Raw genomic sequence first — 13,274 nt, 5'->3', positions numbered from 1 at the left:
ATATTGATGTTGCAGTTTAGACAATTAGCGAAACTACTAAGACCTCAAAAACAAACTAGACTGGAGGAGGCGGTAAGAACCGCAATTAATGGAGGGGACGGATGCCGGTGCCAGGCGAAATTCTGGTGGTAGACGACACCATGACAACCCTGATGATGCTCTTGGCATTGTTATCCACCGAGGGCTATCAGGTCAGCTCCGCGCAAAGCGGGACCGAGGCGCTGGAGTCGGTGCGCAAGCATCCTCCGGACCTGATCCTGCTGGACTTCAGCATGCCGGACATGGATGGGCTGGAGGTATGCCGCCAGCTCAAGGTCAACTCGCGCACCCGGGATATCCCCGTGCTGTTCCTCAGTTCGATAACCGATACCCAGACCAAGGTGGACGGTTTCGCCGCCGGCGCGGTCGACTTCATCATCAAGCCGTTCGAACGCAACGAGCTGCTGGCGCGCGTCAATACCCACCTGGACCTGGCCCGGCTGAAAAAGCGCCTGAGCAAGCTGGTGGACGAAAAAACCGAGTCGTTGCGCCTGAGCGAGCAGCGCTTCCGCTCACTGATCGAACAGGCGCCGGAAGCCATCATGGTGTACGACCTGGACACCAGCCTGTTCGTCGACGCCAACCGCCAGGCGGAAATCCTGACCGGACGATCGCTGCAGACCCTGATAGGCATGACGCCGGTGGCCTTGTACTCGACGGAACAGCCGGATGGCCTGCCCACGCCGGAAAGCGTGCGCCTGCACGGCTCCCGGGCGATACAGGGCGAAGTGCAGATATTCGAACGCATCATTGCCCGGCCCGACGGCACCACCATTCCCTGCGAAGTGAGGCTGAGCAAGCTGCCCAGCGAAACCGGCCGTCTGCTCCGAGTCAGCTACATCGACATTTCCGCCCGTCTCGCCGCGCAGGAAAAGATCAACCATCTGGCCTATTTCGACATGCTGACCGGCCTGCTCAACCAGAGCGGCTTGTTGGAAAAGCTCGACACGCTGACCGCCATCCACAAGGAAGCCGGGCTGCCGGCCTTCGCCGTGCTGCTGGTCGATCTGGGCGATTTCAAATTCATCAACGATGTCTACGGCAACCGCGTCGGCGACCTGCTGCTGTGCGACGTGGCCGAGCGCTTGAAGAGGCTGGTGGGCGCCGGCGGCCATGTCGCGCGCCAGGGCGGCATCGAATTCGTGGTGCTGCTCACCGACATCCAGGATCGCGAAACGGCCGAGGACTCCGCAGCCCGGATGCTGGCCGTCCTGGCCGAACCCTTCACCATCGATGAAATGGTGCTGAATCTCAGCGCCAGCATAGGCGTCAGCCTGGGTCCGGAGCATGGCGACACCGGCCAGGAGCTGCTGTGCAACGCCGACATGGCCCTATTCCAGGCCAAGCAGCGCGGCATACGCCGGCTGCAGATATACGAAGCCGCGCTCGGCCAGCAAATGCGGGAGCGGGTGGAACTGGAAAAGGAGCTGCGCGACGCCATAGCAAAAGATCAGCTGGTGCTGCACTACCAGCCGCAGATAGCGCTCTCCACCGGACAGGTGGTGGGCGTGGAAGCGCTGGTGCGCTGGCAGCACCCGCAAAAGGGCATGATTTCGCCGGCCAACTTCATCCCCATCGCGGAACAGTCCGGCCTGATCCTGCCGCTGGGCCGCTGGGTGCTGCAGGAAGCCTGCCGCCAGCTGAATATCTGGCAGGAAAAAACATCGACCTGCGCATGGCGGTGAACCTGAGCGTGGCCCAGTTCACCGATCAGGATCTGCCGGACTTCGTCGCCGGCGTGCTGAAGGAGACCGGCGTGCCGGCGCACAAGCTGGAACTGGAAATCACCGAGTCCTGCACCATGCTGTCGCCGCAGCAATCGATCCGGATGATGCAGCAATTCCGCGCCATGGGCATACACAGCTCGATAGACGACTTCGGCACCGGCCACTCATCGCTGGCCTACCTCACCCGCCTCCCGCTGGACACGCTGAAGATAGACCAGTCCTTCATCAAGAACATCTCCAGCGACGAGAAGGACACCGCGCTGTGCGACACCATCGCCTACCTCGCCCACCGCATGGGCCTGCAGGTGGTGGCCGAAGGCGTGGAAACCCAGCAGCAGCTGACTTTCCTCACCAGCATCCATGTCGACGTGGTGCAGGGCTACCTGCTGTGCCGGCCGCTGCCGGCGCAGCAGCTTGAGGACTTCATCCGACAAAGGCCGGACTCGCCTCCCCAGGCCGGGATCGAGTATTTCTGACGCAGCTCAGCCCAGCGCTTGCGGCGGCAAACAGTCTTTGAGCGGCTCCAGGTCCAGATGTTTTTCCAGCATGTCCACCAGCTGGTTGATATGCGCCTCGCGCAGCGCCGGGTAGTCCAGCGCTTCCGGCTCGGCCAGGCCGGCCCAGCGCAGGATGGCGCGGCAGGCTTCGGGATGGTCGAACAGGCCGTGCAGATAACTGGCCATGATCTGGCCGTCGTCGGACAGCGCGCCATCCGCAACGCCATCGTCGAACGTCAGCGCCGGACGTTGCAACGCCGGGCCGCGGGTGACCCCCATGTGGATTTCGTAGCCGGCGACGGCGGTCCCGTCCAATGCCAGCCTGCCGCGCCTGCGGGCGAGGCGCTTCTGCGCCGCCAGCGTGGTTTCCATCGGCAGCCATCCCAGGCCGTCGCAGCTGCCGGCCTCGCCCTCCAGCCCGTCCGGATCGTGCAGCTTCTCGCCCAGCATCTGCAGGCCGCCGCAGATGCCCAGCAGCTTGCCGCCGTAGCGCAGGTGGCGGCGGATCGCCTCCTCCCAGCCGTAATGGCGCAGCCAGGCCAGATCGGCCATCACGCTTTTGCTGCCGGGCAGGATGATCAGGTCGGCCGGCGGAACCGGCTCGCCGGCCTTCACCAGCAGCAGCTCCACTTGCGGGTGCAGCCGCAGCGGATCGAAATCGGTATGGTTGCTGATGCACGGCATGGCGGGCACCGCCACCCTGAGGCTCCGGCCATCGGCCTTGGCGCGGGACGGCAGGTCCAGGCGCAGGCTGTCCTCGGCTTCGATATGCAGACCGTGCAGATAGGGCAGCACGCCCAGCACCGGTTTGCCGGTGCGCTGCTGCAGCCAATCGATGCCCGACTGCAATAGTTTGACGTCGCCGCGGAAGCGGTTGATCACCAGGCCTGCCACCCGGTCTTGCTCACTGGCGGACAACAATTCCAGCGTGCCCACCAGGTGGGCGAACACGCCGCCGCGCTCGATGTCGGCCACCAGGATCACCGGGCAGTCCACCGCCTCGGCGAAACCCATATTGGCGATGTCGCCGTCGCGCAGATTGATCTCGGCCGGGCTGCCGGCGCCCTCCGCCACCACGCACTGGTACTGTTCGGCCAGCCGCCGGTGCGACTCCAACACCGCCTGCATCGCTTTGGGTTTGAAGTCGTGATAGCTTTTGGCCTCCATATTGCCGATGGCGCGGCCTTGGATGACGATTTGCGAGCCGGTGCTGCCATTGGGCTTGAGCAGCACCGGGTTCATGTCGGTATGCGGCTCCACGCCGCAGGCCAACGCCTGCACCGCCTGCGAGCGGCCGATCTCGCCGCCGTCCGCCGTCACTGCGCTATTGAGCGCCATGTTCTGCGGCTTGAACGGCGCCACCCGCACGCCTCGTCGCGCCAGCAAGCGGCACAGGCCGGTGGCCAGCGTGCTCTTGCCGGCGTCCGAGGTGGCGCCTTGGATCATGATGGTTTTAGCGGTCATGGCGGTCTCCTAGCGCGTATTTTCCGGGAAGCGCCCTCTATAGCACCGCCGGCATCCTGCGGCAATCCACAATCGTGCGCCACTCGGCTCCTCGGATACAGCGTCAGCCGCAATCCGCCGGCCAGCTGGAAAAACACCGCTGCGCCATGCTCGAACTCTGTACCCACGATGCCTTCACTCTTCAGCCCCTCGCGGTAAAAACGCAACAGGCCAAATAGACGTCGCCCGGGGTCAATAGCGTGACGCCTGGCTTCATCTCCCCTCGGGCTCAACGGCCCTTGAAGCTTGGCGTCTGCTTGTCGAGAAAGGCGCGGGTGCCGATGCGGAAGTCTTCGGACTGCGCCGCCAGGCCGAAGTAATCGGCGCCCAGCCGCGCCGACTCGTCCTCCGTCAGACTGAGACCGCGATGGATCGCCTCCCAGCTCAGCCGCACCGCCGTCGGCGACTGGGCCAATATTCCGCGCAGCAGCTTTTCCGACTCCGCCGGCAAATCCTGCGGCGCCACCACCCGGTTGACCAGGCCCAGTCGGCAGGCCTCTTCGGCGTCCATCAGTCTGCCGGTCAACAGCAACTCCGCCGCGCGGCCCTTGCCTATCAGCCGCGGCAGCCGGGTGGTGCCGCCAAAACCGGCCACCGCGCCTATGCTCACCTCCGGGTGGCCGAAGCGCGCATCCTCGGCCGCCAGCCGCAGCGTGCAGGCCTCGGCGATCTCCAGCCCGCCGCCCAGCGCGTCCCCGTTGACCGCGGCCAGCACCACCTTGCCCAGCGTCTCGATCCGACTGGTCACCGCCACCGCCAGCCGCGCCAGCTCCCGCACTTCGGCCGGCGCAGCCTGATTGAGAAAACGGATATCCGCCCCGGCTGAAAACGCCCGGCCATGGCCGGTGATGATCACCGCCCCGGCCGCCTCGTCCACCGCCGCCAACTCCAGCGCGGCCAGCAACTGGCGCAGCAGCGGCCGGTTCATCGCATTCAGGCAATCCGGCCGGTTCAGCACAATCCGGACAATGCCGTCCTCCACCTGGTAACGCACCACATCCTGCTCGAACATGTCGCCTCCTTTGCCAGTGACAGCGCGGCCGATGCCGCGCCGGCGATGCTCTCCAGCCCGCCAAACCGCGCGCTGCCATGTCCAGCCGCTTGCGGCATCAAGCTTGGAACCGGGGAAAATGCCCGCAGCAGGCTTCAGCCGCAGGCAAGCCATCCATCAGACGCCAGCGCGCAATTGCTTCTGCAGGCACGCCGGGCACAGACAATCGCTGGCAGCCTCGCTGGGCGACAGCTGCCGCGGCAGCTCGGCGCACCAGCAGCCGCCCGCCTCGCCGCCGGCGCCGCAGGTAAAGCCGTTGCCGCAGCGCGGACAGGTCTTGGCCTGCACCGGCATAGGCAAGGCCAGCAGCCGTTCCCACACCTGCTTCTTTTGATCCGCGCTGAAGGCCGACCAGCCGGCGATCTCGCCCAGCGTGCGGCGGCAGCCGGTACAGACCTGCCCGCCGTCGTCCAGCCGGCACACGCCTATGCAGGGCGAAGGCAGCGCGCTTTGTTTTGCTTCTTGAGTCACAAACATTCCCGGCTAATATTGCTCACGCCGGCATGCTAACGCGTCCCGAGCCATCTGTCTGCGGCTTTGCGCCCGCCGGCGGCAGACGCAAAAACGGCGCGAGCTCTCGCGCCGTTTCCTTGCCGGACAAAACCCGGATTACTTGGCTGCGGATGCGTCCTTGGCCGCGCCGCCGCCGACGGTTTCCAGCACTTTCCACTGGCCGTTTTCCACCTTGTAGACGGTGATGCCGCCGTCTTTCAGGTCGCCCTTGTCATCATAGGTCCAATTGCCGGAGGTCACGCCATGGTGGGTGATCTTGGCCAGCACCGGCAGGTAGACCTTGGGATCGGCCGAGTTGGCGTCCTTCATTGCCTGGATCAGCGTGCGGGTGGCGTCGTAGCCGTACGGCGAGTAGGTGGCCACGTCGGACTTGAAGCGGGCCTTGTAGCGCGATTCGTAGTCCTTGCCGCCTGGCATCTGCTCCAGCGGCAGGCCGGCCAGCGAAGCGATGGTGCCGTCGGCTTCTTTGCCCGCCAGCTGCAGGAAGGTCGGGGTCTTGGTCATTTCGCCGGAGATCAGCGGAGCCTTGATGCCCAGGCGCTTCATCTGCTTGGTCATCGGCGCGGACTGCGCGTCGGCGCCGCCGTAGAACACCGCATCCGGGCTCACGCCTTTGATCGAGGTGAGGATGGCGGTGAAGTCGGTGGCCTTGTCATTGGTGAATTCGCGCTTCACCACCTCGCCGCCGGCGGCGCGGGCCGACTTCTCGAATTCGTCGGCCAGGCCCTGGCCGTAGGCGGTGCGGTCGTCGACGATGACGATCTTCTTCGCCTTCAGGTTCTGCACCACGAACTTGCCCATCACGCCGCCCTGCTGGGTGTCGGAGGTCATCGAACGGAAGGTGTTCTTGAAGCCTTGCGCAGTGAATACCGGCGAGGTGGCCATCGCGATCATCGGGATGCCGGCGTCGGAGTAGATTTTGGAGGCCGGGATCGCGGTGCCGGAATTGAAGTGGCCGATGATGCCGGCGACTTTCTCGTCGACGAACTTCTGCGCCAGCTGGGTGGCGGTTTTCGGATCAGCCTGGTCGTCCTGGGCATCCAGTTCGAAGGTGACCGGCTTGCCGGCGATGGTCGGCTTGTCGGCGTTGGCGTCTTCGATCGCCAGGGTCACGCCGTTCTTGTATTCCTCGCCGTAGTGCGACTGCGGGCCGGTCAACGGCGCGGCGAAGCCGATCTTGATCACGTCGCCGCCAGCGCTCGCCTGGGCCGGAGCCGAAGCGGCGCCTGCCGGAGCGGCTTCTTCCTTCTTGCCGCAGGCGGACAGGGCAACAGCGGCGGCAACCGCCAGAGTCAGGGTAGACAGCTTGGATACTTGCATCTTTTAAGTTCCTCTCTTGCTTCAACACAACCAGCCAACGGCCGGCTCCAGTCTTGCTCTTAAAGTAAAAACTCTGGCCGCATTATTTCAACGCGGCCAGAGCCTGGCAAGTTGATTATTCGCTCATGCTCATCAGGCTGGCGTTGCCGCCCGCCGCCGTGGTGTTGACGCTGACCGCGCGCTCCACCACCAGCCGGTGAATATTGTAGCCTCGCGCGTCGCGCAGGATCAGCGGCACCAGCGCGCCATCGCGGTCCGCCAGCCTGCGGCGGGCATCCTGCTCGCCCTCTCCGGCAAACAGCACCGCGTCGACGTCGGCCGCCAGCACGTCAGCCGCCAGCTCGACATGGCCGGCAAGCAGCGACGCCAGCTTGTCGCCCGCGCCGCCCCTGGCCACCACCGCGCGGTTGCCGCCGGCGAACGCCGCCGCCAGCTGCTCGGCCAAAGCCGCCTCATCCGGCGCCACGCAGCCCACCTTGCCGCGCGCGGCGAACTGCAGCGTGTTGTTCTCGCCGGTCGGTCCCGGCAGGCTGACGCCGTGCGCCAGCGGACTGTCCTTGCGGACTGTGGCGATAAACGCATCCAGCGCCAGGCCTTGCGCCTTGGCAGCGGCAGCCAACGCATCCAGGGCGTCCAGCTTGGCATCCTGCTTGTCGGCCGCCAGGCTGGGCTGCCAGGCGGCGCGGCTCAGGCGGTACAGGTAGAACGGGCCGCCGGCCTTGGGGCCGGTGCCGGACTTGCCTTCGCCGCCGAACGGCTGCACGCCCACCACCGCGCCGACAATGTTGCGGTTGACGTAAACATTGCCCACCTTGATGCGCGCGCAGATATCGGCGATGGTTTCGTCGATGCGGCTGTGTATGCCATGGGTCAGGCCATAGCCGGTGGCGTTGATCTCGGCCACCACCTTGTCGATGTCGCCGGCGGCGAAGCGCAACACGTGCAGCACCGGGCCGAACACTTCGCGCTTCAGTTCGGACAGGTTGTCGATCTCGAACAGCGTCGGCGTCACGAAAGTGCCGCCCTCGCATTCAGCGGACAGCCGGGTCTGGTGCACCGCTCGCGCGCTCTGCTTCATCTTGTCGATGTGCGCCAGCAGGCCGGCCTGCGCCTCGGCGTCTATCACCGGGCCGACATCGGTGGTGAGCTTGGCCGGGTTGCCCACGGTCAATTCGTCCATCGCGCCCTTGATCATCGCGATCACCTTGTCGGCGATGTCGTGCTGCAGATACAGCACGCGCAGCGCCGAACAGCGCTGGCCGGCGGAATCAAACGCCGAACTGAGCACATCGGCCACCACCTGCTCCGGCAGCGCCGAGCTGTCCATGATCATCGCGTTCATGCCGCCGGTTTCCGCCACCAGCACGGTGTCTTCGCCGCGCTTGGCCAGCGTGCGGTTGATGATCTGCGCCACCTCGGTGGAGCCGGTGAAGATCACGCCCTGTACCCGCGCATCGCCGGTCAACGCCGCTCCCACCACTTCGCCGCGGCCCGGCAACAACTGCAGCGCCGCGCGCGGCACGCCGGCCTGGTGCAGCAGGCGCACGGCGTAGGCGGCGATCAGGCTGGTCTGCTCGGCCGGCTTGGCCAGCACGGTGTTGCCGGCGGCCAGCGAGGCGACCACTTCGCCGATGAAGATCGCCAGCGGGAAGTTCCATGGACTGATGCACACCACCGGACCCAACGGCTGGTGGCTGGCGTTGTCGAACTCAGCAATGATCTGCGCGGCGTAATAGCGGCAAAAGTCTACCGCCTCGCGCACTTCGGCGATGGCGTTGTTCAGCGTCTTGCCGGCCTCGCGCACCGCCAGGCCCATCAGAGCCGGCATATGGCTTTCCATCAGATCAGCCATGCGGTTCAGGCAGGCGGCGCGCTCCGCCACCGGAGTCGCGGCCCAGACAGAGGCATAGCTTGCCGATTGCGCAAGGGCGCGCTCCACGTCGGCGGCAGTGGCTTCTATCACCTTGCCGACGATGTCGCTATGGTCGGCCGGGTTGCGCACTTCCTGAAGCTGGCCATCGGCAATGTCGCCATCGCCCAGCATCGGGAAGGCTGCCCAGCGTTGCTGCTCGGATGCCTGCAGGCCCAGTTGCAACGTGGCCAGCACATGCTCGCTGGACAGGTCCAGGCCCTTGGAGTTGTGGCGGCCGGCGCCGTACAGTTCGTCTGGCAGCGCGATCTTGCCGTGCGGCATGCCGGCATGGCTGGCCGCCTCGGCCACCGGGTCGGTCACCAGTTCCTCAATCGACACGCTCTCGTCAACGATGCGGTTGACGAAGGAGGAGTTGGCGCCGTTTTCCAGCAGGCGGCGCACTAGGTAGGCCAGCAGCGTTTCGTGCGAACCCACCGGCGCGTAGATGCGGCAGGCCTTGCCCAGCTTGGCTTTGCCCACCACCTGGTCGTACAGGGTCTCGCCCATGCCGTGCAGGCACTGGAACTCATAATCCAGGCCGGTAGCCAAATTGTAGATCGCGGACAGGCTGTAGGCATTGTGGGTGGCGAACTGCGGGTAAATGGCGTCCTGCGCGGCCAGCAGCTTCTTGGCGCAGGCAAGGTAGGACACGTCGGTATACACCTTGCGGGTATATACCGGGTAGCCCGGCAGGCCGTCCACCTGGGCGCGCTTGATCTCGGCGTCCCAATAAGCGCCCTTCACCAGCCGCACCATGAAGCGGTGGCCGGTGCGGCGCGCCAGATCGATCAGGAAATCGATTACAAACGGACAGCGCTTCTGGTAAGCCTGCACCACGATGCCTATGCCTTCGAAGTCTTTCAAATCGGGATCATTGGCCAGCGCCTCCACCAGGTCCATCGAAATTTCCAGGCGGTCGGCTTCTTCGGCGTCGATATTCAGGCCGATATTGTATTGCTTGGCCAGCAGGAATAGATCCTTCAGGCGCGGCAGCAGCTCGGTCATCATCCGCTCGTGCTTGAGGCGGCTGTAGCGTGGATGGATGGCCGACAATTTCACCGAAATGCCAGGGCCTTCGTAGATGCCGCGGCCGTTGGACTCCTTGCCGATGGCGTGGATGGCTGTGACGTAGTCTTTCAAGTAGCGCTGCGCGTCGGCCTCGGTCATCGCCGCCTCGCCCAGCATGTCGTAGCTGAAGCGGTAGCCGCGCGCTTCGCGCTCGCGGCCGTTGGCCAAGGCCTGCTCTATGGTTTCGCCGGTGACGAACTGCTTGCCCAGCATGCGCATCGCCATGTCCACGCCCTTGCGGATCAGCGGTTCGCCGCCCTTGGCGATCAAGCGGGTCATAGCCGAAGACAGGCCGTTGGCGCTATGCGAAGCGACTAGTTTGCCGGTCACCAGCAGGCCCCAGGCGGCGGCATTGACGAACAGCGACGAGCTGTTGCCCAGGTGGGCTTTCCAGTCGCCGCGGGAAATCTTGTCGCGGATCAGCTTATCCGCGGTGGCGCGGTCGGGGATGCGCAGCAGGGCTTCGGCCAGGCACATCAATGCAATTCCTTCGCTGCTGTCCAGAGAGAACTCGTGCATCAAAGCATCCACACCGCTGGCTCGGGTGCGTTCGCGACGCACCTCGGTCACCAAACGGCGCGCCAGCTCCTGCACCGACTTCACCTGTTCCGGACTCATCGCCGCCTGCGACAGCAAGGCTTGCACGCACTCGCGCTCGTCGCGCCGATAGGCGGCGGTGATCGCATCGCGCAAAGCTGTCTGATGATGAGCAAAGGCTTCAAATTGCATGGGTTTCTCCGAATATTGTTTGCAGTCCCGGCCTCGCGTCCGGGTGAGCGGACTATTGTATACAAGGGCGGTCAATCTTGTTGGACAATATAAAATATTCTTTAGCACTTAACCGCTATCAAAATCAGCGTGCGCAAGGGCTGCAGCCTAACCCCCACCATGCCTTATTCACCCCCGCCGCATATGGAAATCAACAGAAGCCTGTACAGCCAGAGTACAGAGACCTGCCTCGCCATTTCGCCAGGTAAGGTATGAAAATTTGATAGCGAATGAATACTGTCTTAAAAAGACAAACCGCCCTAGCCAATTTGGTCTGAGCATAAAATTTCCGCCATGCAGAATGCGACAAACCGACACTGGAACGACAAAAACGCCAAAAGCCCCAGGCGATTGCCTGGGGCTTGAATGGGGAATCTGGCGATGTCCTACTTTCACATGGCGAATGCCACACTATCATCGGCGCTAAGACGTTTCACGGTCCTGTTCGGAATGGGAAGGCGTGGTACCATCTCGCTATTGTCACCAGACAAAACGGTAACGCTACTGCGTAATGCTTTCGGCTTTTTACGAAGCGCAACACCAAGTCATCGGCTTGGCGTTAGAAATTGGGCGTCTGGCGGTGTCCTACTTTCACATGGCGAATGCCACACTATCATCGGCGCTAAGGCGTTTCACGGTCCTGTTCGGGATGGGAAGGCGTGGGACCACCTCGCTATGGCCACCAGACATAAACTGGTACAAACTCAAGAAGCCTGAACTCGTCTCTCAACGCGTTCTGAATATTTTTTCGGGTACTCAATTGTGTCGCACTCACACTCCATCTTCGTCACTCAGTTTCCCAAGCCACTCAAATGATAGGATCAAGCCTCACGAGCAATTAGTATCGGTTAGCTTCACGCCTCACAGCGCTTCCACACCCGACCTATCAACGTCCTGGTCTCGAACGACTCTTCAGGGAGGTCTAGCCTCCAGGGAAGTCTCATCTTCAGGCGAGTTTCCCGCTTAGATGCTTTCAGCGGTTATCTCTTCCGAACTTAGCTACCCGGCGATGCCACTGGCGTGACAACCGGTACACCAGAGGTTCGTCCACTCCGGTCCTCTCGTACTAGGAGCAGCCCCCGTCAAACTTCCAACGCCCACTGCAGATAGGGACCAAACTGTCTCACGACGTTTTGAACCCAGCTCACGTACCACTTTAAATGGCGAACAGCCATACCCTTGGGACCGGCTACAGCCCCAGGATGTGATGAGCCGACATCGAGGTGCCAAACACCGCCGTCGATGTGAACTCTTGGGCGGTATCAGCCTGTTATCCCCGGAGTACCTTTTATCCGTTGAGCGATGGCCCTTCCATACAGAACCACCGGATCACTATGTCCTGCTTTCGCACCTGCTCGACTTGTCGGTCTCGCAGTTAAGCTACCTTTTGCCATTGCACTATCAGCACGATTTCCGACCGTACCTAGGTAACCTTCGAACTCCTCCGTTACACTTTGGGAGGAGACCGCCCCAGTCAAACTGCCTACCATGCACTGTCCCCAATCCGGATCACGGACCAAGGTTAGAACCTCAAAGGGGTCAGGGTGGTATTTCAAGGTTGGCTCCACCTGAACTAGCGTCCAGGCTTCATAGCCTCCCACCTATCCTACACAAACCACTTCAAAGTCCAATGCAAAGCTACAGTAAAGGTTCACGGGGTCTTTCCGTCTAGCAGCGGGTAGATTGCATCTTCACAAACACTTCAACTTCGCTGAGTCTCAGGAGGAGACAGTGTGGCCATCGTTACGCCATTCGTGCGGGTCGGAACTTACCCGACAAGGAATTTCGCTACCTTAGGACCGTTATAGTTACGGCCGCCGTTTACCGGGGCTTCGATCAAGAGCTTGCACCCCATCACTTAACCTTCCGGCACCGGGCAGGCGTCACACCGTATACGTCCACTTTCGTGTTGGCACAGTGCTGTGTTTTTGTTAAACAGTCGCAGCCACCGATTCTCTGCGACCTGTCATAGCTTCAGACGCGAAGTCTTACACCACAACAGGCATACCTTCTCCCGAAGTTACGGTATCAATTTGCCGAGTTCCTTCTCCTGAGTTCTCTCAAGCGCCTTAGAATTCTCATCCTGCCCACCTGTGTCGGTTTGCGGTACGGTTCTTGTGTAGCTGAAGCTTAGTGGCTTTTCCTGGAAGCGTGGTATCAGTCACTTCAGGTCCGTAGACCCTCGTTATCACGTCTCGGTGTTTAAAGAAGAGCGGATTGCCTACTCTTCACACCTACCGGCTTGAACAGACTATTCCAACAGTCTGCTGACCTAACCTTCTCCGTCCCACATCGCACTACACAAAAGTACGGGAATTTTAACCCGTTTCCCATCGACTACGCTTTTCAGCCTCGCCTTAGGGGCCGACTCACCCTACGCCGATGAACGTTGCGTAGGAAACCTTGGGCTTTTCGGCGAGCGGGCTTTTCACCCGCTTTATCGCTACTCATGTCAGCATTCGCACTTCTGATATCTCCAGCATGCCTCTCGACACACCTTCACAGACCTACAGAACGCTCCCCTACCACGGACACATTTGACTGTGCCCATCCGCAGCTTCGGTTATCAGTTTGAGCCCCGTTACATCTTCCGCGCAGGACGACTCGACCAGTGAGCTATTACGCTTTCTTTAAATGATGGCTGCTTCTAAGCCAACATCCTGGCTGTCTATGCCTTCCCACTTCGTTTACCACTTAACTGATCATTTGGGACCTTAGCTGGCGGTCTGGGTTGTTTCCCTCTTGACAATGGACGTTAGCACCCACTGTCTGTCTCCCATGCTGGCACTTTCCGGTATTCAGAGTTTGCCATGGTTTGGTAAATCGCAATGACCCCCTAGCCATAACAGTGCTTTACCCCCGGAAGTGATACATGA

The 13,274-nt window shown here is 62.2% G+C and carries 5 protein-coding genes, 3 rRNA genes and 1 pseudogene; 1 reads left to right on the top strand and 8 read right to left on the bottom strand.

Annotation, left to right across the window (positions count from 1 at the left end; all coding sequences use genetic code 11):
• Positions 1–101: 101 nt before the first annotated feature.
• A pseudogene (locus tag BI344_RS07130) lies at positions 102–2,242 on the top strand (GGDEF/EAL domain-containing response regulator).
• A 6-nt stretch (positions 2,243–2,248) separates the two neighbouring features.
• Here BI344_RS07130 and BI344_RS07120 read toward each other — a convergent pair.
• The 8 genes from BI344_RS07120 to BI344_RS07085 form a co-directional block, all read right to left on the bottom strand.
• Positions 2,249–3,727 carry a cobyric acid synthase gene (locus BI344_RS07120; RefSeq protein WP_071112287.1) on the bottom strand — a complete coding sequence of 493 codons (1,479 nt, stop codon included), beginning with the start codon at positions 3,725–3,727 and terminating at the stop codon, positions 2,249–2,251.
• 268 nt (positions 3,728–3,995) lie between these two features.
• Positions 3,996–4,778, bottom strand: a complete 783-nt coding sequence (locus BI344_RS07115; protein WP_071112286.1) for an enoyl-CoA hydratase/isomerase family protein — start codon at positions 4,776–4,778, stop codon at positions 3,996–3,998.
• 156 nt (positions 4,779–4,934) lie between these two features.
• Complete coding sequence (locus tag BI344_RS07110) at positions 4,935–5,288, bottom strand: DUF1289 domain-containing protein (protein WP_241499270.1); 354 nt, start codon at positions 5,286–5,288, stop codon at positions 4,935–4,937.
• Between the two features lie 138 nt (positions 5,289–5,426).
• The gene (locus tag BI344_RS07105; RefSeq protein ID WP_071112284.1) at positions 5,427–6,650 is read right to left on the bottom strand and encodes a branched-chain amino acid ABC transporter substrate-binding protein; all 1,224 of its coding nucleotides are present in this window, start codon (positions 6,648–6,650) and stop codon (positions 5,427–5,429) included.
• Between the two features lie 115 nt (positions 6,651–6,765).
• The gene (gene putA, locus BI344_RS07100) at positions 6,766–10,359 is read right to left on the bottom strand and encodes a trifunctional transcriptional regulator/proline dehydrogenase/L-glutamate gamma-semialdehyde dehydrogenase (RefSeq protein ID WP_071112283.1); all 3,594 of its coding nucleotides are present in this window, start codon (positions 10,357–10,359) and stop codon (positions 6,766–6,768) included.
• 412 nt (positions 10,360–10,771) lie between these two features.
• Positions 10,772–10,886, bottom strand: a 5S ribosomal RNA gene (gene rrf, locus BI344_RS07095).
• Between the two features lie 84 nt (positions 10,887–10,970).
• Positions 10,971–11,085: ribosomal RNA gene (rrf, locus tag BI344_RS07090) — 5S ribosomal RNA — on the bottom strand.
• Positions 11,086–11,215: 130 nt separating this feature from the next.
• Positions 11,216–13,274, bottom strand: a 23S ribosomal RNA gene (locus BI344_RS07085); the annotation flags it as partial.

Source organism: Chromobacterium sphagni, assembly GCF_001855555.1.
GTDB classification, from domain to species: Bacteria; Pseudomonadota; Gammaproteobacteria; order Burkholderiales; family Chromobacteriaceae; genus Chromobacterium; species Chromobacterium sphagni.
This window is presented reverse-complemented; position numbering and strand designations above follow the sequence as displayed.